Origin of the sequence: Nostoc sp. (assembly GCF_036917655.1) — a bacterium.
In the GTDB taxonomy this organism is placed as follows: domain Bacteria; phylum Cyanobacteriota; class Cyanobacteriia; order Cyanobacteriales; family Nostocaceae; genus Nostoc.
Genome location: NZ_JBALCY010000076.1, coordinates 99,902 through 125,304, shown reverse-complemented (window position 1 = coordinate 125,304; position 25,403 = coordinate 99,902). Strand labels below are relative to the sequence as shown.

The following is a 25,403-nucleotide window of genomic DNA, read 5'->3' as shown; positions in this document are numbered from 1 at the left end:
AGTGATCATGGGGCAGATACAGGAGCTAGGACAGATTATCATCCTGAATGGTGTCCCGCGAGCGGGGAAGTCGAGCATTGTCGCAGTCATCCAGGAGACATTTGATGGCGTGTGGATGAACTTGGGTGTCGATAGGTTTATGCAAATGACTCCCGCACGATACCTGCCTGGGATCGGTCTGCGGCCAGGGGGAGAACGCCAGGACATCGAACCCCTCGTTCCCATTCTGTACAGCGCCATGTATGAGTCCATCGCCGCCCACAGCCGCTTGGGTCTAAATGTCGTGGTTGATGTCGGACACCATGACGCCTACGCAATGGAGCGGGGCATTCTGGCCGATAGTGCCCGGCGTTTGAACGGATTGCCGGTCTTGTTCGTAGGCGTTAGCTGCCCCATCGAGATCATTATGGAACGACGACAAAATACGGGGTGGAACGTGGGAAGTGCAGCCGACTCCCCGATGCCACGTCCGGTTCAGTTATGGCAACTTGAAGTCCATATCCCTGGCATCTATGACCTTGAAGTTGATACCTCGTTATTAAGCCCAGGTGCGTGTGCCGAGGTGATCCGCCAGCACCTCGCAGATAGTCCAGCACCGTCGGCATTCCAACGACTCACTGCCCACTATACTTAAGCTGTAGTTATGACTGTGTTTAGTATATTTGGTATGAATTTGTAAAGTGTGTGATTCTATAAGTTGAAAGGGAAATTCAATCCCTTTCACTACTTCTGCAAAAAGTCTACTTAACCCGACAGAATTTGCGATCGTTATCACTCTCAGGATATTGCCAAGAATAGGCAAAATGGCTAACTCCCTTCAGTTGGGGAGCAAATTGGTGAAGTGCCTGCATTTGTACTTCTAGGGATGGACGATTACTGACGGATTTTCCCCACTGACCAGCTAAAGCTGGGATTATTTGAGTACCCGGTTTTGCCATACTCAAAACCCGCTGCACTTGCGCGACAATACAACTAACATTACCGCAATTCCCATAAGACATGGGATGCCACTCTAATGTTGTGGGGAACCGATCCCAAGGTTGTAAACGGGAATCATATCCTTGTCCGACAGTTTGGTTGCCATCAGGAAAAAACACCACTCCTGTGGCAATACCTTGCTGCTTTGCTGGGTAACTAGCGATGGTGACAAAATCCAGAATTCCTTGCATGGCGTGGGCAACGGCAAGCTGCCACAACTCCCACTGTAAAAGTGGTTGTCTGTCGGTTGCAGCCAGGATTGACTTTTGCGCTGATGGGAGAGTGCGTCCTTGCCAGAGGGGTTCCCCTTCTTGGGGATAAAGTTTATCAACTTCCGCTATATCTCCCGCAGTGACGTATCCCTTACTCAAAAAGCGGCGAATTAAGTCTAGCCCTTTGTAATTCTGTGCCCGTTTAAATAAAGCTTCTTGGGTTGCGGGAGTAAATAGCCATAAATCTGAAACTTTGGTGGCGATGGAATCACTTCCCATTTGGCGCGGATAGCGCACGTAGTCTAATAGCAAGCCATCTGGGCGACGGCGCAAAATTTGTTGTACTAATTGGTAGTAGTCGCGTTTTGCTTGCAGGTTGTAGGGGTCGATAAATAGTTGAGAGCCGTTATCAACAACATATAGGCTCGTTTGACCTTTGCCATTACGAGCGATCGCACTTTCTCTATCTCGGCGCTGGGCGTAAGTATAGCCGAAATTTGTGGTAAACATCCAGGCGTAGACCTTCAAACCGCGTTGCCGACCTTTTTTAATTGCTGTGGCGAGTAAGTCAGCGTTTTCTGCCCCTGGAGTGCGAATCACAGAAGGCCAAACCGTCGGGTTAGCTTTTACTGGCAATAATACCTGCCCGTCGTAAAATACTTCTAAATAAACTTGGTTATAGCCACGGTTGACAATCCGATCCATAACCTGATCAATTGTTCCTGGCTGAATGTCACAGGGATACAAGCGCAACCAAATGGCTTGGATTTGTGGCCAAGTTCGAGTGCGGCACTCCCGTAATTCTTGTGCCTGTTTTTGTAGAATGTTTTGGTAGCGCGTTTGAGCATCTTGCTTACCTTTGAGGGCTGATAAACGTAAGTTTTCTTTTTCTTGCGCCGCCGCTGATGGTAACTGACAATACTGGGTTACTTGCGCCCTTGCTGGTTCGCTGACAAAGTTGGGGAGCAACGAACTAGTAGTGAAAATAACAGCGAATAGACGCCGCCAAAATAATGTTGATCTTGCAATGTTCAAAGGATGGTTAGACATACCTACCAGTAGATGGACACAATAATCATCGACCCCAATTCAGATAATTGTAGGCAACGTGTATCGAATTATATAGTTAAGTAGTAAGGGTTTTAAAACCTATTTTTTCAAGACCGCCAAAGCCCTATTTGTGTTGCCGCATTTTTTTATGAATACATAAACGCATACAGGGCAGGATAAAACATCTGAATACAAAGCAAGTTTAGTCTACTATTGGGTAGATTCCGTCTTTACCTTAGTTAATGAAAATCTACCAAAACCAGTATGATTTTTGAACCAAGGATACCCTAACTTTTAGCTGTTGTCATTAGCCACATCTTTTCAATCTCTGGCTTCGTTGATCCCGCTTGGTAATTTATAGCTGCTAAAAGCTACATTTGCGATTTTTGAATATGGTGCTGAGTATGCTTCTTATGCCATTATTACCCCAGAAGGAACTTTAATATGCATCGTCGTTGGCTCTTATCTGCTTTAGCACTTTTGATGAGTATAGTTTTAGCTGCTTGCACTACTGCAACCACTCAGCAGCCACAAACAAAAGTCACAAACCCTACTGAGACGATAAACACAAATTCTCAACAATTACCAAAAGCTTCAGCAAAAAGAGTTGTTGCTCTTTCTTCTCTTGCTGCTGACATTATCTCTCGACTTGATCAAACAAAAATTGTCGGAATCACTGGTAGCAGATTATTTAAGAATGACTCCAGATTCCAGGATATTCCCCGTGTTAGTGAAGGTCAAAGTCCGCCAAATTTAGAAAAAGTGGTAGCACTCAAACCAGATTTAGTTATTGGTGCAGAAGGTTTTTCTAACATCCCAATTCAAAAACTTCAGCAGCTAGGAATTCCGACCTTTCTCACTAAGGTAAATAACTGGGAATCTCTAGAAGAACTTACTAAAACACTTGCTAAATCAATTGACGCTGATCCTCAGCCTTTGTTAAATCGTTACAAAACTTTCTTGCCAGAAAAGCCAACTCAGGGTTTTTCTACTCTAGCGCTGGTTAGTCGTCAACCAATTTTAGCGCCGAATAAAAATAGTTGGGCAGGGGATTTGCTGGCGAAATTCCAGGCGAAAAATATAGCAGCAGATTTACAAGGAAAAAGTCCAATTGGTGGCTATGTGACGCTTTCGGCTGAGAAAGTTTTAGAAGCAAATCCAGAGGTGATAATCTTAGTTAATCCTCCACAAGGAAATTCGGAAGCGGCGCTTTTAGATTCGCTGAAAAAGGAAGCTTTTTGGCAGCAACTGCAAGCAACTAAAAATAACCGAGTTTATGTGTTTGATTATTTTGGTCTGGTGAATCCAGGTAGTATAGATGCAATTCAAAAGGCTTGTCAGCAGCTTAAGCAAGTGTTGTTTGCACCATAAGGGACTTAGCTCAATAAATATAATTTAAAATCTTGTTTTCACCTTCTAAGTAAGTGGACGTGAATAATTAAAGCTTACTTCTTATATATATTGGGGAACTGTGATTGCAGTTGAGCCAACTTCGGCAAGTCATTTACCACCACGTAAGGGTAATTCGGATTGCGGTCAATAAAGTTTTGATGGTACTCTTCGGCTTGATAAAAACTCTTTAAGGGAAGTAGTTGAGTCACTATCTGCTTGTGAAAGATGTGTGCTTTGTTTAGTTGATTGATATAATCAAGGGCGACCCGCTTCTGCTCGTCATTAGCAAAATAAATCACTGAACGATATTGCTTTCCTGAGTCGGGGCCTTGTCGATTCAACTGTGTTGGGTCATGTGCCACCAGAAAGTAAATTTTCAAAAGCTGCTCATATGAGATTTGTGATGGATCATAGGTGATTTTTACTGACTCAGCATGACCAGTCAATCCAGAACTGACAAGTTCGTAGTTTGCGGTTGCTGCACTGCCACCAGAAAAGCCAGAAACAACATCAGAAACACCTTTGAGATGCTCAAAAACCGCTTCCATTCCCCAAAAGCATCCTCCTGCGAGAACTGCCGTCTGTTTTCCCTTAGCTGTAGAAGTTGAGATATCAGTAGCGGGATTAAAAAGTATTGCATAGGACGCACTACGCATTATTACAACAGATGTCAGCGAAATGATGCACAAGCAGAGTAATAAGTATCGGGAGAGAGTAAAACTGCGAATTGACATAAGACTTTAAAGCCCTGCGTTTATTGAATAGCAAACCGACACTACTAACTCCGAATAATTTTGTGGAGTTTCATCGGTGATTCTTTACTAATGTTGTCATCACTATAGGATTCATTTCTGAAAGCAAGATTAAAAAAATATTAGAAGTTGCCTGAGAGGATGCTGAGAATTTTCGGACTTTTATCGCTGCTGATGGAAATGCTTGCTGGGGTTGAGATTAATACTTTTTGGTTAAGGAAAGTTATCTGTTTAGGCAAGCTGTTCTTGAGTGGGAGCCTCCCAGATCTTAACCATTTAAGCCAATACATTTACAGGTTTTTTTCAGGTAAATGAGGGGCACAACATTGTTCATACGTGTCAACTTAAGCGCAAACCCTTTTAAAACCTCGTTTCCAGCCTCTGGCTGGAAATGCGCCTCCTGGCGGCTCTGCCGCTTTTCAAGAGGCTCCGCCTCTTGAACGGCATTCCCAGTCGGAGACTGGGAACGAGACAATCTAAAAGCTGGTTATAGGCAGGTTTTTACGTTAAGTTGACACCTATGAACAATGTTGTGCCGTTACAATAATCTGTACGTGTATGTATAGGGTTCTCCCCCTGCCCCTTTTCCTCTTCGATGACTGTGCTTTTAATCCTTTGCAGAACTAATTGGTTTTTGAGCAAAGGGGATATTTTTTTTACCTTCAGGAGAAGCACCTCCAAGGCTGCGGAAATACAGTCCGCCAATGGTGAGTAAAAAGGTCACATATCCCACTGCTTGGACAAGATAGAGATTGTCTCTGTAACCAAATAAAGATTTGAGGATAATGCCAGGAAACTGTTCGTCAGGCAAGATTGTAGAAGTATTTGCAACCATTGGCCCCAAAATACAGGAGTGGACTTTAGTAAAGCGTTCGTAATAGAAACAAAGGTTTTCTGTGGCACGACTGCTAAGGGCAAGGTTAGCCACAGCCTCGTCAAAATGTTTCAAGGCTGAAACCACCAATCCAGCCACAATCAACACTAATAAAACGCCCATTACCTGGAAAAACTGGCGGATGTTAATGTTGACACCCCATTTAAATAGCAGCACCCCAATGGCAAATGCCCCTACCAAACCACCAATAGCACCCAACGCTGGCATTAATCCTTGTTGAAAATTAGCAGCAACAAACAAAACAGTTTCAAAGCCCTCGCGGACAACGGCAATTAAAATTAAGGTAAAAACGCCCCAACCAGCATTTGAGTTTTGTGTCAGCGCTTCTGTTACCGCTCCTTCAACTGTAGCTTTCATGAATCTGGCTTGTTTAGTCATCCAGATTAGCATCCAACTGAGCATGGCGATCGCTAACACACTAAACACACCTTCTAGCGCTGGCTCAACTACGGTGGTGTATTGAGGATTCGCCGCTCCCAGTACTTGAATTACCCAACTGAATAGCACTCCTATTAAGGCACTGACGACAATGCCAACGCCGACACCAGCATATACCCAAGAGTTGAGTCGGGATTGTTTAGCTTTTTTTAGCAAAGCTAGCACAATGCCAACAACAAGGGCAGCTTCCACTCCTTCTCGGAGTGTTATTACAAAAGTAGGTAGAGCAGTACTAAAATTCATCTTTTGTCCTTTGTCTTTTGTCCCCAAAGTTATTATGGTCAGAAGCCAAATATTGAAAAATCCAGAGCGGAGGTTTCCTCCACTCCGGTTTTTAGCTCCGTTCAGACTTCTATCTTTGTCATTAGTCCCTAGCCAATAATTAATGACTAATAACTATTAACCAAAATCGCGTAGCATCTTTTTCAGTTCGAGATTATGCATCTCTTCTTGCCCAATCATGCCGCGAGCGAATTCTTCAAGATAAATGCTGGCATTGGTGACGGTTTCGAGCAGATTTTTATACAGTTCCAACGCCTTTTTTTCATGGGATAAGCTTTCTGCCAAGATATCCTTGACTTTATGCTGGTAGGTTTCTTCCATTGGGGCTATTTTCAGGGAGGGATGCCCATCTAAACCGGTAAGAATTTCTCCCACTTGTTCGGCATGAAGTAAAGACTCACTTGCCTGTCCTTTGAAAAAAGCCACAATTGGAATACGGTTAGGGCCAGTCACCATCAAAGAATAATGTGTATAGCGCACTACCCCTGCTAGTTCAAATTCCATGATGGAGTTCAGCAAGTCAATGGTTTTTTTGTGGTCAAGTTCTTGCATCAGTTGTTAGTTCAAGTAACGAATGGGGTGTAATTAGGAAGAAGTTAGGAGTTAGGAGTTAGAAGTGAGGAGTTGAAAAATAGGCAAGGGAGCAGATCGGGATTCTTAACTCAGAACTCTTAATTCATAACTCCCGACTCATAACTCCTAACTCTTACCTCCTAACGATTTCATTATTTTAAACTCCTTACCCTATGCTTCCCATTAAATCAAAGTGTTATAGCTGTGCTTGGGTATTGGATTTGTCAACCACTTTTTGAGAGTTTTCCTCAATGGTTTTCACCAGTTTGGTAACATCATTAGGAGTTTTGACTGCTTTTGCTGGTGGGATGGCGGCGGGCCAAACTTTTATTAGTTCAGCGAAACTAGCATCGATCGCTTTATGTGCTTCGGGATCTGCTTGCGCTACTTGACTAGAAATTCCTTTGTATAAATCATTGGCGTAAACCACAAAACCACGAGAGTCTTGATACTCAATTGGCGCGGTTACTTTACCATCTGCGATCGCAGCGCCATATTCGGAGTTAGCTGAATCTAGCAATTCGTTAATTACCTGTAGCACAAATCCTGGTTTTGAGCGTTGATCTGCTGGCAAAGCTGCGATCGCTCCGTCAACGGCTTGTACCGAAGAAGTAAAATTAGTTTTAACTTTGCTATTCTTAGGATTAGATTTCACTAAATCTTGCAAACTCACCAAAGTTGTCTTAAATTCTTTGACTTTGCGCTCATTCAATTGTTCTTCTACGTCAACGTAAATCTCCTCAACTGGATGTCCTATATGAGGTTCTGCCTGTTTCGGCTGATTTTGATCCAGGAGTTCTTGTGCTACCAAAAGATGCCCTTTCATTAAACCTAATTTAGACATATAGTCAACATCTTTTGCTTCACCTGTGAGTACCACTTCCTGAACACCAACCTGGTCTTTAATTTGGTTGAACTGCTCTTGAGTAATTACTTTTTTAGTAACTAAATCTTCTGGGCTGCCATAGGGACGATTTGCCTGGATTTTGTTCGATAAAGCCGGAACACCTAGTTTGGCTTCCAACTTATCCAATTCTGACAATATAGCAGTGTTAATGTTAATTTTTTCTTTGCCACCGTGACTACTATGACTGTTTTCACTTACTGCCTCTGTAGCTTGAGGGCTAGTAATTGGTGCTGATGGATTTTCTGCGGTTGGTGTACTGCTACATGAACTCAAGGTAACTATTAAGGCTGCTGCTGCTGTTAAACAGATATAACGAAGTTTTCTCATCTTTGCTCCTCGCACAACTAAAAAAGGTATTAATTGAAACATTTCAAACTATTACTATCAGGTAATTTGTTTGACACATTGTCATAGATTGTACTGTCGCATATAATGAGATTTTTTATCAACTATTTACCTAAAACTTTAAGGAATTAATTACGAATTACTAATAATATTGTCAAGAATTTTTAACAGGATTTTGAGATTTGCTCTCGGTAACTACTTCAAATTGACCCATGCAACCGTTTTCTGCGATCGCATCCTGATGGGGATGGAACATATACTTACCTGGATAGCGAAAAGCAAATTCTAAGATGTGCCTTTCTGCTACACCCATCGTAATCACATCACTTTTCTCGCTAGGAGTCATACTCATGCCGTAGCGATAGACATCAAAGAAGTTGGCGTGGAGATGAAACGTTACTGCCGGATCGTATTCAATAATGTTGAGAACATACAGCCGAATCAACTGATTTTGATAAATAGGAATGGGATGATGCATGTAATGATGGGGCGAACCGTTGAAGGCATAATAATCATTATGGCCATCATCATTTACGTCATACCCACCCATCACTAATACAATCTCATCAGCCAGGGGACGGGGAGTAGGTGGATCGATGATAAACATTCCGTACAGCCCCTTAGCGATGTGACGGGTGACGGGTTGAATATGGCAGTGGTATAAGTGAACGCCATAGGGTTCAGCATCAAATTCATAAATTGTGGCTTTGCCATTGCTGATTGGGCGAACACCATCCATTTCTGCGGGATGAACGCCATGAAAATGCAAAGAGTGAGAATGTCCGGCGTTGTTGAGAAATAGTACCCGGATGCGATCGCCCTGTTTGGCCCGTAGCGTTGGCCCTGGTATGCGACCGTTTAAATCCCAGATGTTGTAAGAAACAGCACTATTGAGTTTTATTATGGAAGTACCCGCAGTTAACTGAAATTCCCGGATAGTCCGCCCATTTTCTTGCTTCACCGTCCCATAATCAAAATCCCTTAACATCTTCATCGGGTTAGTACCATCGTCTGGTACTTCCATGTCGAGTGGTGGCACTTTGACGATTGACTTACTTTGTAGATTTAACATCTGCCAAAGTCCAGCTGCACCAATCACTCCAGCACCTGCTAGGCCCAGCTTCAGTAATTGACGGCGGCTCCACAGTTTTTCGTTACCTAGAGCGAAGTTGTTGGGCATGAGATTTAGTTACGGTTAGCGCCAAAAGAGAATTGCAAAAGATTTGCAATTGCTTTTAAATATTAGAGGAATTAATAATTATTGTCAATAATTTTGAAGTGCTTCAAAACTGCTACTAAAATTATTAGATTCAGGTCTAGCTAGAATCTGTCTTGAAAATAGGGAGTAGGGTATTTCTTTTTCGTTCTTGGTTGTAGGATTTTACCGTGATTATCTGTCTTGCAAAACTCTAGGCAATTTTCTCATTTAATTGGTATTTTTACTTAAATAAAAAGTATAAATAAATTAAAAATAAAATAGTTTTTTGTATCTATTCCTGATCTGACTAATGCTTTAACAGTAATAGGATTACAAACAATGCATATAGCGTTTCCAAATCAGATGAGGTACATCATAGCCCCCTATCGAAGAGCGGGGAGGGGGTTGGGGGTGGGGTTCTTGTACCTCACAAGGGCCGAGAACCGCTATATCATAGTATTTAGGAACTAAATACCAGCAATAAACTATTGGTAAGGTGTAAGATATTTAATTAGCTTAGAGATAAAAATACATCGCATTTCAATAAATTTTCGATACTTAGCAAAATGAGTATTTTGAATTTTTAATTAATTTTGTTCATCAGGAATTAAGTTAAAGTCTATAGCAATTTTGTGTTGTCTTTGTCTGATGCCATCTGGCAATCGGTTTTGAAGTCCTTTATTTATATCTAACTCCAAAGAATTCAAGTCCTCATATTTTTCTAAATGGTAATGAACGCCATTACTTATGAAAGCAACAAGTACTTACATAAGTGTTTAGGGAACTTATTAAAATGTCTATTCACACGGCGGCAGAGGTGGAATCCGGGCGATCGCTCCGGCTCTGAGCAGTTCCGGGCGCTCGGCATAGGGGAGCAAACCATCCGGCTTGGCGTGATACTGACTAGCACACTCAAGTACGGCAGTTGCTGTCTTCTCTACACGTTCAGCATCAGCAGGCAGATCGCCAAATAAGTAGGTGTGTTTGTTAGAACAGACGAAAGCAATTGCACAAGCTAGATCACAAACACCCATGCATTTAACCGGTTGAATCGAGAACTCGTCTTGCAACACCCAGTCATGATATAGGGTTTGTAATTTCTCTAGCAGCAGTTCACCGTCGCTTTTAGCTACATACTGTTTTGTCTGATGATTACTTCCACAGATTGTGCAGACGAATATAATGTGTTGATGATTCATAGATAAATTGCAGGGTTCAATTTCTGATGCTGTGTCTATAAAAATCCATGTCGAATACTCAATGGTATCCGACATGGATTTTAGGCAATCAGCCTGTCTGGTCATTGGGCGAACAAACTAAGGGCAAATGAATTTACAACTGAGTGACACAGCAATAGGGCTGGTTGACATTGACTTACGAAACACTACGCTTCCAAGTCAAGTCAGTACGCGGAGTCTGCCTCTGTCGTAGCCACAGTCCCAGCAGCAAACCAATTACCACAATTCCCGTAAAGTAAGTCAGCGAAATCAATCGGACAGACATCGGCGGAGCGACACCTTTGACTGGAATATTCTCTGCAACTTGGAATGGTTGAAATCGCTCTTTTGCGTTTGCAAGCGGCGCAACTTCGACAACAACGCTATGGGGGGCACCGTCAAAGAATTCCTGCTCCCACGTCAATTTTCCGTTGCTGTCTGGAGTCCCCTCATAAGCAAACGCCACCCAATTATTTTCGAGTTGGGTGGTTGTTACCTTCAACACTACATCTGTCACGGGTTGGCTAGTTTTGGGATCACTGACGCTAACCTGCAACTTGGCAGGTTGACCCACCGTTGCACTCTGATCACCCGATAGTTGCATATAAAGTCCTTGAGACTGCAATTTAGCGGGCTTACTAGAGGGCGGAACTTCTTCTCCCATACCTGGCATCGACATTGACATATGCGATTCGGCAAGTTCAGCGCTGATGTTGACGAACAGGAGTGCAGCGATCGCTAGTACAATCAATCCACTCAACAATAATCGCACCTGTTGCGGGGCAATTTCTCCCGGTTGAATCGGTTGTCTACCCCCAATCACCCAACCTCCTAGTAGCCCAACTGCCAGCAAAATCACAACCAGGATGCCAAAGTAGCGGAACTTTAAGGGATTTTCCGGCAGCGTCAGCGTCAGCTTTTGCTGAATCGGCTCAAATGCATTGGCAACGAGCGGAGTAACTGTTACCAGGAGTTGATACGTTCCCCGGATCGGCAGGGTTTGTTGAACTTGTAACTGACCTGTTGGTGCATTGCCCTCAATGTCCAGCAACTTTGTTCCCTCGACGATCGGAAAATCTGTTGTGAACCAGGGGTTTTTAGGACGGGTGAACAATTGCAAGTGGATTTTGGCATCCTTTAAAGATTGCCCTTGAGCATCTACCGCTTGTAGCATCAGCTGCACTGGCGGATTGTAGTGTCCCGATCCCAACACTGTGGTGGCTTCAGCCTCAAGGGGTCGAACCTGATTAATCGGTGGATTAGTTGTTAGCCGCACCGATGGTTGAGGAGATTGGGCAAGTCCGATCCAACCATATAGGATAATTCCGATCATGCAAATCGCACCGATCAGCTTAGACCACTTCAGTTTTGTCATTTGATTTCTTCACTCCTGCTAATCATTGACTCAATCAACTAATGGCAACTCACCATCAGTGTGTGGTGACGCAGAGTATGAGTCGTATCATGGATAGCGGGGTATGTAGTGAAATAAATTGTCCACAGAGTCAAAGAACATAGTGCAATATAGAGCGCTGATTGTACAGGTACTGATAGCACTTGACGGGTGACTTGTTGCTGAATCGAACTAGAAGATTGAACTGTCATTTTGTACCTCGCAGATAAAACGATATTAATGATTGATTCGGTAGGCATTCTGACTTCTATAGTTAGCAGTGAACAGTAAATCACTGAAAACAGATGAATAAGACTCTGTATGAGCCGTACTAGCATACTGAGCCAGCTGTTTCGTTTTCATTCATGAATATTACCTATATTAACATTGACGTAAGGTTTAGTAAAACCTATCTAAATGACAGAGGCATTGCAATCTTATGTTGTAAGTGTGACTAGTTCTGTCACTTGCTACTCACGGATGGTGCGAGAGTTACCCTTACCTTTTTGACTAATTTATTAGTTTTACTTATCTTAAATTTCTCAATAATCTCTCTAAAAAATGTATTTTAGAATACGGTTTTGTGGACAATAATTGGGTTTACAGCTATCCATCACAGAGCGATACCTTCTCTACGAGACGCTATGCGTAGCTTGCTTCCCCGTAGAGGTACGCTAACGCAGAACTTTTCGGTCTACTGAAATTAATTATGCGAGGTCAAAAATAAGTACTTCGTCAAGAGCTAAGTAAATCGGCGAGAAAAATTCAATGTATATGAAGAAATATAAATTGTCCGTAGGGTGTGTTATGCCGTAGGCTAACGCACCTTGAATTGGCGACAACACACCCTGCATTTAAATTCCTTAACATAGCTTGAAATATTAGCGCCGATTTACTTACTTAGTTTCATCAATTTGGCAGTACGCCGTGCGCTTGTAGTACACTATGGTTTAGTGATTTTGATGATTCTAGTTTTTAAATATCCAGAATAACAACTAGTATTATGTTTATAATTTTGCCTCTCATTTCTTTAATTGCTATTTTTTTGTTAATTAATAAAAATCGTACCGATTGGCGTGAATCGCTGATATTAGCATCTACTTACTGGGGAATTTTACTGACTGGAATCACCGAATTTTTGAGTCTTTTCAAACTAATTACTTTTGGCTGGATATTAGGAACTTGGGGATTGACATGGATCATATTAATTTATATATACTTTCGGCTAAATTCCCAAAAAACTAAGACTTTAGAGCAAAATCACTCTTCTCAAGTAAATAAAAATTTTAAAATCATATCCTCCATAAATTTATTGTTATGTGGCGTAGGTTTCGTTGTAGCGACAGTTGGATTAATTGCCATCATCGCACCACCCAATAACTGGGATTCTATGGACTATCACATGAGTCGTGTTGCTTATTGGATACAAAATCATAGCGTTGCCCATTATCCCACAAGTTATACTCCACAACTATATCAAAACCCTTGGTCAGAGTTCGTGATTTTGCATTTTCAAATTTTGAGTGGTGGTGACTACTTCGCTAACTTAGTTCAATGGTTGAGTATGATTGGCTGCATTATTGGAGTATCATTAATTGCCAAACAACTCGGAGCAGATTTACGAGGTCAGGTTTTCTCTGCTGTTGTCACTGCAACAATTCCTATGGGAATCTTGCAAGCATCAAGCACTCAAAATGATTATGTAATTGCATTTTGGGTAGTTTGTCTTGCTTACTACTTGCTATCAACGTTACAAGCAGAAAAAAGCGAGATTTTGACGAATTCATTTAATATTGGTAGTAGCACAGGACTAGCTATTTTGAGCAAGGGAAGTGCTTATTTTTATGTATTTCCCTTTTTAATTTGGTTTGCTTTATCCCAGATTAAACGTTTACGCTGGCAAGCATGGAAGCCAGCTTTGATAGTAGGAAGTATATCTTTATTGATTAATGCTGGTCACTATTTACGCAATTATAATTTATTCGCTTCGCCACTAGGAGAGCCATCTGGGTATAGCAATGAAGTATTCGGTATTAATATACTTGTTTCTAATATTCTGAGAAATATTGCTTTGCATATAGGCACACCGATTGGTTTATGGAATGGAATAGCAAATAAATTAATTAAAATTATCCATATATTTATTGGTGTGGATGTAAATGACCCTCGGATAACTTTCTCAAAAACATTCTTTGTCCCAGGAGGTTGGTCAACAATCGGGATACCTGGTAATGAAAATAGTGCGGGTAATTTAGTACATCTAGCACTTATAATGATATGCATTACTATTTTTATAACTCGAAAATCTATTCGGAAAAAAAGTTATATTTTTGATTATTTGATTACTACCGTCTCTACATTTTTGATATTTTGCTACTTGGTAAAATGGCAAGCTTGGAATAGTCGTCTGCATTTGCCTTTTTTTGTACTAATTTCTCCATTTGTAGGTGTTGTGTTATCTAAGCTTAAAAAGCGAAAAATTGCAATTATTATAGTCATGCTTTTGCTTGTTTCATCATTACCTTGGGTATTTTTTAACAGGTATAGACCTATTATTGATAGCAACAATATATTCCAAGCCAGTAGAATCGAGCAGTATTTCAGTAATAGACCATACCTAAAAACTACTTATACAGGAGCAGTTGAGTTTTTAAATTCAAAAAAATGCTCGAATATTGGTCTATCAATGGGAAATGATCCTTGGGAATACCCATTGTGGGTACTTTTGCAGCAAAATAATCAAAAAATAGTTAAAATTCAACATATTAATGTGACTAATATTTCGGCGATTTTAGAAAAAGAGGATTCCTATAAAGATTTTCAGCCTTGTGGGATTATTTCAATGGAAACTAAAAAAAGTAAACAAAAAAAATCTCAAGAGATTAATTTTCAAGGTAAAATTTATGTTCGCTCATGGGATTCTCCAGAACTTGGTGTATTTATTAAGTAGAATTTTATAATTTCCAAGATCATAAAATTAAAATTTACTGAGAAATTAAGAAAGTAATGCTGACAAAAATTGCTGTTGAAAAAATTCTTGACCGTGCCTTGATGGGATATGACTTATCTCCCGAAGAGGGAGTGGTATTGTTACAACAAACTGAGCCAGAGGCGATCGCAGCAATACGTGTTACATCCGACACACTCCGCCACACTCAAGCCGGGGATACGGTTACTTATGTAATTAATCGTAATATCAACTTTACTAATATTTGTGAGCAGCACTGTAGTTTTTGTGCTTTCCGTCGAGATAATGGTGATGTCGGTGCATACTGGTTAGATTCGGCGCAAATTTTGGAAAAAGCGACAGATGCGGTGCAACGGGGTGCGACGGAAATTTGTATGCAGGGGGGATTAAATCCACAAGCGCAGATAAATGGCAAATCTTTGCCCTACTATCTCAAGGTAGTGGAAACCATCAAACAGGAATTTCCTCAGATACATTTACATGCTTTCTCTCCCCAGGAAGTGGAATTTATCGCCAGACTTGACGGACTTGAATATGCTGATGTAATTATTGCTTTGCGCGATGCTGGTGTTGGCTCAATGCCGGGAACAGCAGCTGAAGTGTTAGACGATGAAGTTAGGCGGATATTGTGTCCAGAGAAGATTGACACAGCGACTTGGCTAGAAATTGTCAGCACCGCTCACAAATTAGGCTTGCATACCACTAGCACGATGTTATCTGGGCATATTGAAACCCACGAGCAGCAAATTGGACATTTAGAAAAATTGCGATCGCTCCAAAAAACCGCCATCAATCAGGGATACCCAGCAAAGATCACAGAGTTTATTTTATTACCATTCGTTGGACAAGAAGCGCCCAAATCCTTACGTCGTCGTGTCGGACGCGATCAACCAATTTTAAACGATGCACTGCTGCTAGGGGCTGTGGCGCGGATTTACTTAGGTAATTGGATTCCCAACCATCAGCAGAGTTGGGTAAAACTGGGGCTTGCTGGTGCAACGGAAGCCTTAGTTTGGGGTTGCAACGATATCGGTGGCACATTAATGGAAGAACATATTACCACAATGGCAGGTGCTTTGGGTGGTACGTGTATGGAAGTGGAAACTTTGCAAGCTGCGATCGCTTCTTTAGAAAGACCTTACCAACAACGGGATACTCTTTATCAAAAAGTTAGGATTTAAGAGTAGCGCTTTCAAGGTGGGTAAAAATTTTGGTGAAAAATTCCTCTTTAATCTCTTTACTCTGTGGATAATTTAGAGGTGGAGCATTATGAGAATTTTGATAGTTGAAGATGATGATCGCATTGCGAAGCCATTAGCCGAGTTTTTAAGACGACAACACCATATTGTGGATATAACAACCGATGGGTTAGAAGCTTGGCAATGGTCGCAATCAGGATTATATGAGCTAATTTTATTAGATTTAATGCTTCCTAAATTAGATGGAATTACTCTATGTAAGCGTTTACGCGATGCTTCATCTAATCTTCTGATTTTAATGCTGACGGCACGAGATACAACAGGCGATAAAATTATCGGACTCGATGCTGGTGCTGATGATTACTTGGTTAAGCCATTTGACTTAAAAGAGTTAGCAGCACGCATCAGGGCTTTAGCTCGAAGAACTCCAGATATTCGTCCCCAGATTTTAATCCACGGTGATTTGCAACTAGACCCAGCAACTCAAGAAGTTACTTATAAAGGAAATATAATATCATTAACTCCTAAAGAATATCTGATATTAGAATATTTTTTGATAAACCCAAATCAAGTTGTGACTCGTTCTGTAATTCTTAATAAACTGTGGGACTTTGATAAATCTTCGGGAGAAGGAAGTATTAAAACTCATATTACAAATTTGCGGAATAAACTTAGAGCATCTGGAAGTTCAGAGGAATTAATTGAAAATATCTATGGCATTGGTTATCGTTTAGGACACAAGTAGAATAATTCGTAATTCGTAATTTGTAACTCAGTTTTGTAACGGGTATTTAGAAAGAGCCATAAAACTCAATACGCTTGGGTTAAAGTCAAAAACCAAAACCTGCGTAGGTTGGGTTGAGGGACGAAACCCAACATTTTCGGTACTTTGTTGGGTTTCGTCCCTCAACCCAACCTACAATTAGCCTTAACCCAAGCGTATTGAATGTTAGTCAATTTTTAATTTAATAATTAACAATTTAATAGTAGAAAATAATGTGTTTCAAAGAATCAGATATCGTTTATTGTTGTCTTACTTAGTGGTGTTTGCATCACTGCTGGGAATATTTGCGATCGCAGTCCGATTTGCTTTCACTCGCAGTCTGACTGAACAAATCACAGATAAACTCACAGCCATAGGGAAAGGTGCGGCTGCAAATGTAGAGTTTGAAAAAGGTCGCCTGACGATTGAAAGTGACTTTCGTCCACAAGACTTAATTGCTTATCATCAAGCATTACAGTGGTTTGATACTCAGGGAAATTTGATTAGCCAACAAGGACAAACTGTTTTAACTTTACCCTTGTTACCAAACAAAATAGTACAAGTTCAGATTGGCAAAATTCCTATTCGAGCAGTGACTGTACCAATTATCAAGAGCGATAATGGTAAGCTAGTTGGCTATGTGAGGGTGAGTCAATCTTTAGAAGAATTTGATGAAACCCTCCAAAAACTGGACTGGGGATTAGGCGGCGGGATTATTATAACTTTGGTTCTTAGTAGTATTGGCGGAATTTTACTAACTCGTCAAGCAATGCAACCCATTGAAGAGAGTTTTGAAAGGCTCAAACAGTTTACTGCTGATGCTTCCCACGAACTACGCAGTCCGTTAATGGCAATCAAAATTAATGCTGAGTTGCCGTTAGAATATCCAGAAGAAATCGGGCCAAAAGATGCAGAAAAGTTTCAGGCGATCGCTAGCGCTACTAACCAAATGACTCGCCTCACAGAAGACTTACTGTTCTTGGCACGTACCGATAAAGTTCCGACTCAGAATAAGGATAGTCTCAATTTAACGTCAATATTAGAGAACCTAATACAACTGTATAAACCTCAAGCTGAAGCCAAGCAAATTAACTTAAAATTTCAATTAATTGCAAATCTTCAGCTAATAGGTGATTCAGTTCAATTAACCCGACTGTTTACTAATTTAGTTGAAAATGCACTTTACTATACACCATCAGGAGGCGTAGTTGAAATTAAAACTAGTCGTGTCGGTTCCCATGTCTATGTAAGTGTGCAAGATACGGGCGTGGGAATTGCACCAGAGTATATCGACAAGGTTTTTGAGCGTTTTTGGCGAGCAGATCAGTCTCGTTCTTATTGGTCAGGTGGTTCTGGTTTAGGGCTAGCGATCGCTCAAGCCATTGCTCAAAATCATGGTGGATTAATTAGTATTACAAGTCAATTAGGAGTTGGTAGTTGTTTTACTGTGCGTTTATCAACTTCTTGACAATGTGATTTTAAGTTTCCTGGTTATTTGCCATCATCATTGGTTTCGCGATCGCCATCACTACTTTCTTTAACTTGAATACTACTCTTGGGGTGAGTGGCTTCATCCTTCTCATCTTGTTGATTGGCATTTTCAACATAGAGAACTTTGCCATTACCACCATCTACTGTAACTTCTTGCTGACCAATTTCTACAGCATAAATTAAGTTGCCATCTTCGTTTTCGAGTTTGATACTTTTGGCTTTACCTCCCACAGATGTTTCAGCTGCTTGCTGTGCTTGTTTTGCTGTAATTTTAGCTAGCGGTTGCAGTTTTGCTGCTTCTTGCTGTTCTTGTGCATCGCCTTCGGTTTCACCGTCACCATCACTAGCTTCAGCAACTTGGGTAGCGCTATGATCCTGACGCGCAATTCCTACGAAAGATTGTGGTTGTTTTGCAGACACAACCCTCGACAATCCAGCAAATCCCAAAGTACCAACAAAAGCTGCTGCAAAAATGATTTTTGTTGAAGTTTTCATACTTGTAAAATCCCTTCAAGTCTGAGTTTGTATTTTCATGGTAGGTAATAAAAGTCAAGAAATAGTCAAGATTAGTTTGAGTTCAATAAATTAAATATCAAATGGTGAAATTAACTTTTAAGTAGATATTTCAGCTATAGCATTTCCTAATGACATGAAGTACATCATAGCCCTCTCCCTCGCTTGCGGGGAGGGGGTTGGGGGTGGGGTTCTTGTACTTCACTCAACTGAGAACCGCTATATTTTTAGTGCCTATATTCTGAGAAAATTCCGTTTTAAATCAAATCTTGACTATTTCTTGACTTTTGCTGTGTAAAGTACAATCACTCAGTAATTTCTGACAACGCAGCTAACTTTAAGATGTGATGTAATCTCACTTCTACAGAAAAATCAAGAAGGAGAAAGATTATGAATAAGATGTTAAACAGGGTTCCAGAGGTTACAATTTACTTCTGGATTATTAAGGTTCTGGCAACTACGGTAGGTGAAACCGCAGCAGATTTTTTATCAGCAACCCTGCACCTTGGTTTAGGCGTTACATCCTACATTATGAGCGGCGTGTTACTGATTGCGCTGTTGAATCAATTTAAGCTTAAACACTATGTTCCAGCAAGTTTTTGGTTTGTAGTCGTTTTGATAAGTATCGTTGGCACACTGATCACTGATAGATTGGTAGACGAACTTGGAGTTAGTTTGGTGACAACTACTGTAATTTTTAGTATTTCCTTGCTGGTAGTTTTTGCGCTCTGGTATTCCAACGAAAAGACATTAGCCATGCACTCCATAAATACAGCTAAAAGAGAGCTTTTTTATTGGGTGGCTGTTTTGTTTACGTTTGCCTTGGGCACTGCAACAGGAGACCTATTAGCAGAGTCTTTGGGACTGGGTTATGCACAATCTGCACTAATATTTGGCGCTTCAATTGCAATTATAGCGATCGCTTATTATTACTTCCGCATGAATGCAGTTTTGGCATTCTGGTTAGCTTACATCTTGACTCGTCCGCTTGGAGCATCTATGGGTGATTTACTATCTCAATCTCCTATAAATGGAGGCTTCGGTTTTGGTACGGTCGGAACCAGTATGCTTTTTCTCTCTATAATCGTAAGCCTGGTTATTTACTTAAGCCTTAAGCAGAAGAAGCCAGCCTTACTGCCGATTGACCGACAAGACTAATTAGCGATTGTTCGCCTTCTCAACTTGGGCATTTCTCTGTTTATGACCTAGTAATTTAGTGGTAATTTGCGATGCTTGCTGCGAGCAAAGCGATCACAGCAACAGTCAGCATTCTCTAGGATGACTTACTATTTTTTATTGTGAAAAAGAAATGAACAAAGTTGCAAAAGTCACAATTTTCTTCTGGATCATGAAGATCATCGCCACGACGCTTGGCGAAACGGCAGGTGACTTCATCTCAATGTCTCTTGGACTGGGCTATTACGTAGCCTTTGCCATAACGTTCACCATTCTGGCTATTCTCCTGTTTTTTCAAATTCAATCCGACAGATATCGTCCAGCCCTTTATTGGACGGCGATCATCGCTACAACTACAGCTGGAACCGAAGTTTCAGACTTGATGGATCGATCTTTTGGGCTGGGCTACGCAGTGGGATCGCTTATTCTGGTAGCCGGTCTTCTGAGCGTTCTTAGCATCTGGTACTACCGCGATCGCGATCTGAGCGTTTATCCGATCATCAGGAAAGATGCAGAAACCACTTATTGGCTGGCTGTCGTGTTCTCCAACAGTTTGGGAACAGCCTTTGGTGACTTTCTGACAAGCAACTTGGGACTAAGCTATATCCAGGGCGCATTTGTGACAGCCAGCGTCATTGGTGTTGTCATTGCCCTTCACTACGTAACAAAGTTGAGCGATATCCTGCTATTCTGGCTCGCGTTCATCTTCACACGTCCCTTCGGAGCCACCTTCGGAGATTTTCTGACCAAACCAATCAAAAGTGGCGGTCTATCACTGCCAAGGGAATATGCTTCAGCGATCGCCTTTATCCTGCTGGCGGTTGTCCTATTTTTTTCCGTGCGAAAGGAGAAAAAAGTACGTCACCCAATTGAGTGATGCGTTTAAGCATCTCGATTTTGGTACTATCGGCTCATCTATAGTTCTTGTGTCAATAGTTGGAGTTTGTATCCTGTTCATAACTCTAAAGCAGAGAAGACTAATCGTGCTTACGCCTTCTAACGATGAATGAAATTAAAGTATGCTCCGACAAATTTCTAATTTCTGGTTGCGTCATATACATCCTCGTTTAGCGCCCTTAATTGCCACAATTGGTATTGTTGGACTTGCTAGTTGTCTGCTCATTCTTTTTGTTTTAGCAAAACTGGCTGAAGAGGTTTTGGAGCGAGAAGCTTTTGCATTTGATACTAGTTTTCTGTTATGGCTACATCAGTTCGCCAATCCAAATTTAGATAATTTAATCCTATTTATTACAAATCTTGGTAATCCTAATACAGTGGTTATAGTTGCAGGCATTACTTTCTTGTTACTTTGGTGGCGACGTTACCGAGAAGAAGCAAAAGTTTTTGTAATTGCTTGCTTGGGAGGGTTAATTTTAAATACCGGGCTAAAGTTGTTTTTTTCTAAATCTCGCCCTGAACTGTGGCATCAGTTGATTTCTGAAAAATCTTTTAGTTTTCCTAGTGGTCATGCACTAGGTTCTATGGTGCTTTATGGTTTTATTGCTTACGAGTTGGCAACTCACTATCCTCATTTTGCCAAAGTTATTTATAGTTTGACAGTTATTTTAATTGCTGCTATTGGTATCAGCCGCTTATATTTAGGAGTCCATTGGCCTACAGACATAATTGCAGGTTATGGAGTCGGTTTTTTGTGGCTGATGATATGTATTACGATGCTTAAATTGCAAAAATTGAGGTAGGGAAAGTTAGATAACTCTAACTCACAAGCTCTTGGCAAAGCCTCTCCAAGAGTTGAGATTGCATGATAATTGTCCAATCAGATTTTTTAATCACCTGATTTTTTGCCCAAGATGCTTGTAAATGAGCGCCTTTTAGAGAATGAGACAGCCTTGCCCACTCTCTACTCCCCACTTAAATGATCCCCAAGATACCAATTCAAGATACGATAGACATTGATTTACGTATTCTTCTACTTAATGCATATGAAGCGCTATTGGTCGCGTTTGCTTGCGCTGGTTTTGGTTGTAGCTATCGGCTTAATGGGCTGTTCTGGCAGTCCAGATAGTTTGAGTGGGGATTATCGCCAAGACACCTTAGCTGTGGTCAATATTATGAGACAAGCTCTGGATGTATCACAAGATTCACCAGACAAAGCAGCAGTTCAAGCAGAAGCGCGTCAAAAAATTACTGACTTTTCAGCTCGCTATCAGCGAGTTAACTCTGTTTCTGGTCTTGCCTCCTTTACAACCATGCGAACAGCCCTCAACTCCCTAGCTGGACACTACAGTTCTTACCCAAATCGTCCCGTACCCGAAAAACTCAAAAATCGTTTAGATAAGGAGTTACAGCAGGTTGAAGTAGCCCTGAAGCGTGGAGGTTAACCTTAGACTAAGCTAAAAAACATCTAATTTGCATAACCAAATTAAACATAACTCTTGTGGGGTGGGCATCTTGCCCGCCCAGTTGATGCAATTTAAATGTCGAACAGCTTATTACCTACTCAATTATCAAGAATCAAGAGCCAATACTTTACGTAATTGTCCAAATCCCCAGTGCTTAGTTCAACTTACTTCGTCTCCATCCAATTTTCACCAACACGCGCCTCCACCAACAACGGCACACTCAACTGGACTGCGTTTTCCATCACAGACTTAATTTGCGGTTGTAATTCTTCCCACTCCTGCGGGGGGATTTCAAAGACTAATTCATCGTGAACTTGCAACAACAAACGCGCTTGATAATTCTTCAAAATCTCATGCAGTCTTACCATTGCAATTTTGATAATATCAGCGTTTGAACCTTGAATTGGTGCATTAGCAGCAGAGCGTAGTAAACCTGCATCAAAAGGTCCCAAATTCTTCAATTTACTCAGATCAATATCTTCTGGGTTACTGCCTTTTAATTTGCGTAAACTGTTATTAGTAAAGTCAAAGTAACGACGACGACCGAGAATAGTTTCTACATAACCAAGAGCGATCGCTTCTTTTTTCACTCGCTCCAAATATGCAAATACTTTCGGATATCTTTCATTAAATCGCTTAATGAACTCGTTGGCAATGGTCTTATCTATCCCAGTTGAGCGCGAAAACCTTAGAGAACCCATTCCATAAATCACGCCAAAATTGATAGTTTTTGCCATCCCTCGTTCTTCTGAGGTTATATTTTCTTTTTCAAACACTAACCTTGCAGTAACAGTGTGAACATCTTCATTTTGTTGATATGCTTGCACCAATATCGGTTCTTGACTCAAATGAGCCAAAATTCGCAATTCAATTTGTGAATAATCAGCAGCCACCATTAACCAACCAGCTTCTGGCAAAAACGCCTTCCGAATTTGGCGACTAAAAGCTGTACGAATAGGGATATTTTGTAAATTTGGATTAGAAGAAGATAACCTACCAGTTGATGTTGCTGCTTGATTAAAATCAGTATGCACTCGCTGGGTATCTGGACGCACCAATGCAGGTAAGGCATCAACATAAGTAGACTTTAATTTCGATAGGGTGCGATACTCAATGATCGCCTCAACAAATCCAGTATTATCATCTTCTTGGAGTCTTTCCAGAGTTGCTGCGTCTGTAGAGAAGCCCGTTTGAATTTTCCGAGAATGTTTGGTACTTAACCCCAACTTTTCAAACAAGATTTGGCTCAATTGCTTAGGAGAACCCAAGTTAAAATTTTCTCCAGCTATTTCAGTTGCTTCTTCTTTTAACCTAGCTAACTCAGTTTCTAAATGCTGCGAAAGTTCTTTTAAATAAGCTGAATTAATCCGAACTCCTGTGTATTCCATTTGGGCTAAAACTGCTTCTAGCGGCTGTTCAATTTCCACTAATAGCTTAGATAAAGCTGGAAATTTATCCAGTTCCTCACGCAATTTCGCCACTAAACCAAAAGTAGAATAAGCATCCATACCGCAGTAATCTGCTACGGCGGTAATATCTATATCAGCGATGGTTTTACCTTTAGGAACTAAATCTAAGTAACTTTTAGCCGTCAATCCCAAATATCGCTGCCCTAAATCCATCAAATTATGGCTAGAATCTGGATTTAGAATGTAACTTGCCAGCATAGTATCAAACACTACTCCCGCCAAATTAATTCCTTGACACCTTAGAACTAAGCGGTCAAATTTGGCATTTTGTAGAGCTTTGGGATAATCAGCACTTTCAAGAATTGGGCGTAATGCTTCTAGCACGAAATCTTTATGCAAATTTTCCCCAGTTTTGTGCCCCACAGGAATATAGGCTACCTCATCTTGTTCCGTTCCCCAACAGCAACCAATTCCTACTAACTCAGCGTCTCTTGGTTCTAAATCGGTGGTTTCAGTGTCCCAAGCAACGGGAGTCTCTGGATTAGTGAATGTTTGCAAAAGTTTCACTAACTCAGTTAGTTTTGCTTCGGTATTGATGATGCGTGGTGTAATTGGGGAAGTAGATTTTTGTGGAACTGCTGCTGTATCACTAGCACTAAAAAACCACAAATCATTATCTTCATCAGCGCTGAATTCTGACTTAGTTGAGTTAGGATTAATTGCGTCTATTTGGGCTTCTTGTTTTTCTTCAACTTTGCCACCAAAACGTTGCTGAAGGTCATTGATTTTGCCTAAAAAAGACTTGAATTCTAACTTTTCTAAAATTGGTGATAAGACGTTTGTATCAAACCCTTTTAATTTGCAATCTTCTAAATCAAATTTTATCGGAACATCTAAAACTATGGTTGCTAAATAGCGAGACTTATCAGCGTCTTCTTTACCACTTGCGAGTTTTTTGTGAGTTGCGCCTTTAATTTCATCTAACGCAGCATAAATATGATCAAGAGAACCATAGGTATTTAGCAGCTGCACTGCTGTCTTTTCCCCAATTCCCTTGACTCCAGGAATATTATCTGATTTATCACCACAAAGAGCTTTGAAATCGACAATTTGTGAAGGTAAAACGCCCATTTTTTCTTTGACTTGTTCTGCTTCAAATTCTGTGATGCTATTTGTAGAGCGTTTTAGGGCATCTGGACTAAAATTCAGAACAGTGATTTCTTTGTCCGAGTCGATCAGTTGAAATAAATCGCGATCGCCAGTCAGAATCTTCACCCTATAGCCAGCCGCAGTTACTCTCTGTGCTAAGGTTCCCAAAACATCATCTGCCTCAAAACCAGGGGCAGTGAAAAAGGGTAGATTGAAGCCATTGAGCAACTCATGGAGGTTTGCTAAGTCGGGAATGAAGTCTTCTGGCGTTTCTGGGCGATCGGCTTTATAAGTCTCGTCAGCTTCGTGGCGAAAAGTGGCCTCAGCCAAATCAAAAGCGATCGCCATTGCTTGGGGCTGTTGTGTTGCCATTACCTCCAACAGGCACTTAACAAAACCAAAACATATACTGGTCGGAATGCCTGCTTTGGTACGCAGTCCTCCATCTCGCCCTTTGGCGAAAGCAAAATATGAACGATAGGCCAGGGAGTGTCCATCTACGAGGATGAACGTGGGGCGTGTTGCAGTTACAGAAGTGAGAGTTTCAGCCATAGCCCTATTTTAGCCAGAAGCTTTGTCACATAGTTAGCAATTTTAGATGCTCGTTCAGCTTGACTTTGGTGACAATAGCGCAGTTTTTGCATACCAATTGCTCCTGCACATGATTTTAGGCAAAGTGATGTCTACGCATTTACAGCTTGAGTACGGAAGCCAACTAGAACCAACTTTTAGCAGGGATA

Annotated in this window: 22 protein-coding genes; 10 read left to right on the top strand and 12 right to left on the bottom strand. The window is 41.1% G+C overall.

The features are described 5' to 3' along the window. Positions 1-7 precede the first annotated feature (7 nt). A complete protein-coding gene (locus V7K30_RS29540) occupies positions 8-634 on the top strand; it encodes a chloramphenicol phosphotransferase CPT family protein (RefSeq protein ID WP_335005469.1) in 627 nt (208 codons plus the stop codon). Positions 635-740: 106 nt separating this feature from the next. Here V7K30_RS29540 and V7K30_RS29535 read toward each other — a convergent pair whose 3' ends face one another. Further along, positions 741-2,240: a family 10 glycosylhydrolase gene (locus tag V7K30_RS29535; RefSeq protein ID WP_335005467.1), complete on the bottom strand. Its 1,500-nt coding sequence runs from the start codon at positions 2,238-2,240 to the stop codon at positions 741-743. A 444-nt stretch (positions 2,241-2,684) separates the two neighbouring features. On the opposite strand from V7K30_RS29535, the gene V7K30_RS29530 reads away from it, so the two are divergent. Beyond that, positions 2,685-3,611 carry an ABC transporter substrate-binding protein gene (locus V7K30_RS29530; protein WP_335005465.1) on the top strand — a complete coding sequence of 309 codons (927 nt, stop codon included), beginning with the start codon at positions 2,685-2,687 and terminating at the stop codon, positions 3,609-3,611. Positions 3,612-3,685: 74 nt separating this feature from the next. On the opposite strand, the gene msrA is transcribed toward V7K30_RS29530, so the two are convergent. The 9 genes from msrA to V7K30_RS29485 all read right to left on the bottom strand — a co-directional run bounded on the left by msrA (position 3,686) and on the right by V7K30_RS29485 (position 11,995). Next, positions 3,686-4,366, bottom strand: a complete 681-nt coding sequence (gene msrA / locus V7K30_RS29525; protein ID WP_335005463.1) for a peptide-methionine (S)-S-oxide reductase MsrA — start codon at positions 4,364-4,366, stop codon at positions 3,686-3,688. Positions 4,367-4,991: 625 nt separating this feature from the next. After that, entirely contained in the window at positions 4,992-5,960 is a 969-nt protein-coding gene (locus V7K30_RS29520; RefSeq protein WP_335005461.1) for an FTR1 family iron permease, read from the bottom strand. A gap of 156 nt (positions 5,961-6,116) precedes the next feature. Further along, positions 6,117-6,551, bottom strand: a complete 435-nt coding sequence (locus tag V7K30_RS29515; protein ID WP_335005459.1) for a ferritin-like domain-containing protein — start codon at positions 6,549-6,551, stop codon at positions 6,117-6,119. A gap of 217 nt (positions 6,552-6,768) precedes the next feature. Continuing rightward, positions 6,769-7,806: a ComEA family DNA-binding protein gene (locus V7K30_RS29510; RefSeq protein WP_335005457.1), complete on the bottom strand. Its 1,038-nt coding sequence runs from the start codon at positions 7,804-7,806 to the stop codon at positions 6,769-6,771. 172 nt (positions 7,807-7,978) lie between these two features. After that, entirely contained in the window at positions 7,979-9,004 is a 1,026-nt protein-coding gene (locus V7K30_RS29505) for a multicopper oxidase domain-containing protein (protein ID WP_335005455.1), read from the bottom strand. A gap of 815 nt (positions 9,005-9,819) precedes the next feature. Continuing rightward, positions 9,820-10,221 (bottom strand): DUF1636 domain-containing protein, encoded by a 402-nt coding sequence (locus tag V7K30_RS29500; protein ID WP_335005454.1) that lies wholly within the window; start codon positions 10,219-10,221, stop codon positions 9,820-9,822. A 175-nt stretch (positions 10,222-10,396) separates the two neighbouring features. Continuing rightward, positions 10,397-11,614, bottom strand: a complete 1,218-nt coding sequence (locus tag V7K30_RS29495; RefSeq protein WP_335005453.1) for a hypothetical protein — start codon at positions 11,612-11,614, stop codon at positions 10,397-10,399. Between the two features lie 38 nt (positions 11,615-11,652). Beyond that, positions 11,653-11,844 (bottom strand): CbtB-domain containing protein, encoded by a 192-nt coding sequence (locus V7K30_RS29490; RefSeq protein ID WP_335005452.1) that lies wholly within the window; start codon positions 11,842-11,844, stop codon positions 11,653-11,655. A 25-nt stretch (positions 11,845-11,869) separates the two neighbouring features. Next, a complete protein-coding gene (locus tag V7K30_RS29485) occupies positions 11,870-11,995 on the bottom strand; it encodes a hypothetical protein (RefSeq protein ID WP_335005451.1) in 126 nt (41 codons plus the stop codon). A gap of 640 nt (positions 11,996-12,635) precedes the next feature. Here V7K30_RS29485 and V7K30_RS29480 point away from each other — a divergent pair. The 4 genes from V7K30_RS29480 to V7K30_RS29465 all read left to right on the top strand — a co-directional run bounded on the left by V7K30_RS29480 (position 12,636) and on the right by V7K30_RS29465 (position 18,030). Then, on the top strand, positions 12,636-14,582 hold the full coding sequence (locus V7K30_RS29480; RefSeq protein ID WP_335005449.1) for a glycosyltransferase family 39 protein: 1,947 nt from the start codon (positions 12,636-12,638) through the stop codon (positions 14,580-14,582). Between the two features lie 56 nt (positions 14,583-14,638). Then, entirely contained in the window at positions 14,639-15,781 is a 1,143-nt protein-coding gene (cofH, locus tag V7K30_RS29475) for a 7,8-didemethyl-8-hydroxy-5-deazariboflavin synthase subunit CofH (RefSeq protein WP_335005447.1), read from the top strand. 88 nt (positions 15,782-15,869) lie between these two features. Further along, positions 15,870-16,544, top strand: a complete 675-nt coding sequence (locus V7K30_RS29470; RefSeq protein WP_335005445.1) for a response regulator transcription factor — start codon at positions 15,870-15,872, stop codon at positions 16,542-16,544. Positions 16,545-16,797: 253 nt separating this feature from the next. After that, a complete protein-coding gene (locus V7K30_RS29465; protein ID WP_335005443.1) occupies positions 16,798-18,030 on the top strand; it encodes a sensor histidine kinase in 1,233 nt (410 codons plus the stop codon). A 23-nt stretch (positions 18,031-18,053) separates the two neighbouring features. Here V7K30_RS29465 and V7K30_RS29460 read toward each other — a convergent pair whose 3' ends face one another. Next, the gene (locus tag V7K30_RS29460; RefSeq protein ID WP_335005441.1) at positions 18,054-18,548 is read right to left on the bottom strand and encodes a PepSY domain-containing protein; all 495 of its coding nucleotides are present in this window, start codon (positions 18,546-18,548) and stop codon (positions 18,054-18,056) included. Between the two features lie 408 nt (positions 18,549-18,956). On the opposite strand from V7K30_RS29460, the gene V7K30_RS29455 reads away from it, so the two are divergent. From V7K30_RS29455 to psb27, 4 genes are all read left to right on the top strand, one after another. Then, positions 18,957-19,724, top strand: a complete 768-nt coding sequence (locus V7K30_RS29455) for a COG4705 family protein (protein WP_335005439.1) — start codon at positions 18,957-18,959, stop codon at positions 19,722-19,724. Positions 19,725-19,875: 151 nt separating this feature from the next. Beyond that, positions 19,876-20,619 (top strand): COG4705 family protein, encoded by a 744-nt coding sequence (locus V7K30_RS29450; protein WP_335005437.1) that lies wholly within the window; start codon positions 19,876-19,878, stop codon positions 20,617-20,619. A gap of 142 nt (positions 20,620-20,761) precedes the next feature. Further along, positions 20,762-21,442: a phosphatase PAP2 family protein gene (locus V7K30_RS29445; protein ID WP_335005435.1), complete on the top strand. Its 681-nt coding sequence runs from the start codon at positions 20,762-20,764 to the stop codon at positions 21,440-21,442. Positions 21,443-21,679: 237 nt separating this feature from the next. Then, complete coding sequence (gene psb27 / locus V7K30_RS29440; protein WP_335005433.1) at positions 21,680-22,084, top strand: photosystem II protein Psb27; 405 nt, start codon at positions 21,680-21,682, stop codon at positions 22,082-22,084. A 185-nt stretch (positions 22,085-22,269) separates the two neighbouring features. Here psb27 and polA read toward each other — a convergent pair whose 3' ends face one another. Then, positions 22,270-25,215, bottom strand: coding sequence for a DNA polymerase I (gene polA, locus V7K30_RS29435; RefSeq protein WP_335005431.1), 2,946 nt, complete (start codon positions 25,213-25,215; stop codon positions 22,270-22,272). Positions 25,216-25,403 lie beyond the last annotated feature (188 nt).

Coding starts and splice junctions, on each gene's coding strand:
- V7K30_RS29540 (WP_335005469.1), top strand. CDS start 8: ATGGGGCAGATACAGGAGCTAGGACAGATTATCATCCTGAATGGTGTC.
- V7K30_RS29535 (WP_335005467.1), bottom strand. CDS start 2,240: ATGTCTAACCATCCTTTGAACATTGCAAGATCAACATTATTTTGGCGG.
- V7K30_RS29530 (WP_335005465.1), top strand. CDS start 2,685: ATGCATCGTCGTTGGCTCTTATCTGCTTTAGCACTTTTGATGAGTATA.
- msrA (WP_335005463.1), bottom strand. CDS start 4,366: ATGTCAATTCGCAGTTTTACTCTCTCCCGATACTTATTACTCTGCTTG.
- V7K30_RS29520 (WP_335005461.1), bottom strand. CDS start 5,960: ATGAATTTTAGTACTGCTCTACCTACTTTTGTAATAACACTCCGAGAA.
- V7K30_RS29515 (WP_335005459.1), bottom strand. CDS start 6,551: ATGCAAGAACTTGACCACAAAAAAACCATTGACTTGCTGAACTCCATC.
- V7K30_RS29510 (WP_335005457.1), bottom strand. CDS start 7,806: ATGAGAAAACTTCGTTATATCTGTTTAACAGCAGCAGCAGCCTTAATA.
- V7K30_RS29505 (WP_335005455.1), bottom strand. CDS start 9,004: ATGCCCAACAACTTCGCTCTAGGTAACGAAAAACTGTGGAGCCGCCGT.
- V7K30_RS29500 (WP_335005454.1), bottom strand. CDS start 10,221: ATGAATCATCAACACATTATATTCGTCTGCACAATCTGTGGAAGTAAT.
- V7K30_RS29495 (WP_335005453.1), bottom strand. CDS start 11,614: ATGACAAAACTGAAGTGGTCTAAGCTGATCGGTGCGATTTGCATGATC.
- V7K30_RS29490 (WP_335005452.1), bottom strand. CDS start 11,844: ATGACAGTTCAATCTTCTAGTTCGATTCAGCAACAAGTCACCCGTCAA.
- V7K30_RS29485 (WP_335005451.1), bottom strand. CDS start 11,995: ATGAAAACGAAACAGCTGGCTCAGTATGCTAGTACGGCTCATACAGAG.
- V7K30_RS29480 (WP_335005449.1), top strand. CDS start 12,636: ATGTTTATAATTTTGCCTCTCATTTCTTTAATTGCTATTTTTTTGTTA.
- cofH (WP_335005447.1), top strand. CDS start 14,639: ATGCTGACAAAAATTGCTGTTGAAAAAATTCTTGACCGTGCCTTGATG.
- V7K30_RS29470 (WP_335005445.1), top strand. CDS start 15,870: ATGAGAATTTTGATAGTTGAAGATGATGATCGCATTGCGAAGCCATTA.
- V7K30_RS29460 (WP_335005441.1), bottom strand. CDS start 18,548: ATGAAAACTTCAACAAAAATCATTTTTGCAGCAGCTTTTGTTGGTACT.
- V7K30_RS29455 (WP_335005439.1), top strand. CDS start 18,957: ATGAATAAGATGTTAAACAGGGTTCCAGAGGTTACAATTTACTTCTGG.
- V7K30_RS29450 (WP_335005437.1), top strand. CDS start 19,876: ATGAACAAAGTTGCAAAAGTCACAATTTTCTTCTGGATCATGAAGATC.
- V7K30_RS29445 (WP_335005435.1), top strand. CDS start 20,762: ATGCTCCGACAAATTTCTAATTTCTGGTTGCGTCATATACATCCTCGT.
- psb27 (WP_335005433.1), top strand. CDS start 21,680: ATGCATATGAAGCGCTATTGGTCGCGTTTGCTTGCGCTGGTTTTGGTT.
- polA (WP_335005431.1), bottom strand. CDS start 25,215: ATGGCTGAAACTCTCACTTCTGTAACTGCAACACGCCCCACGTTCATC.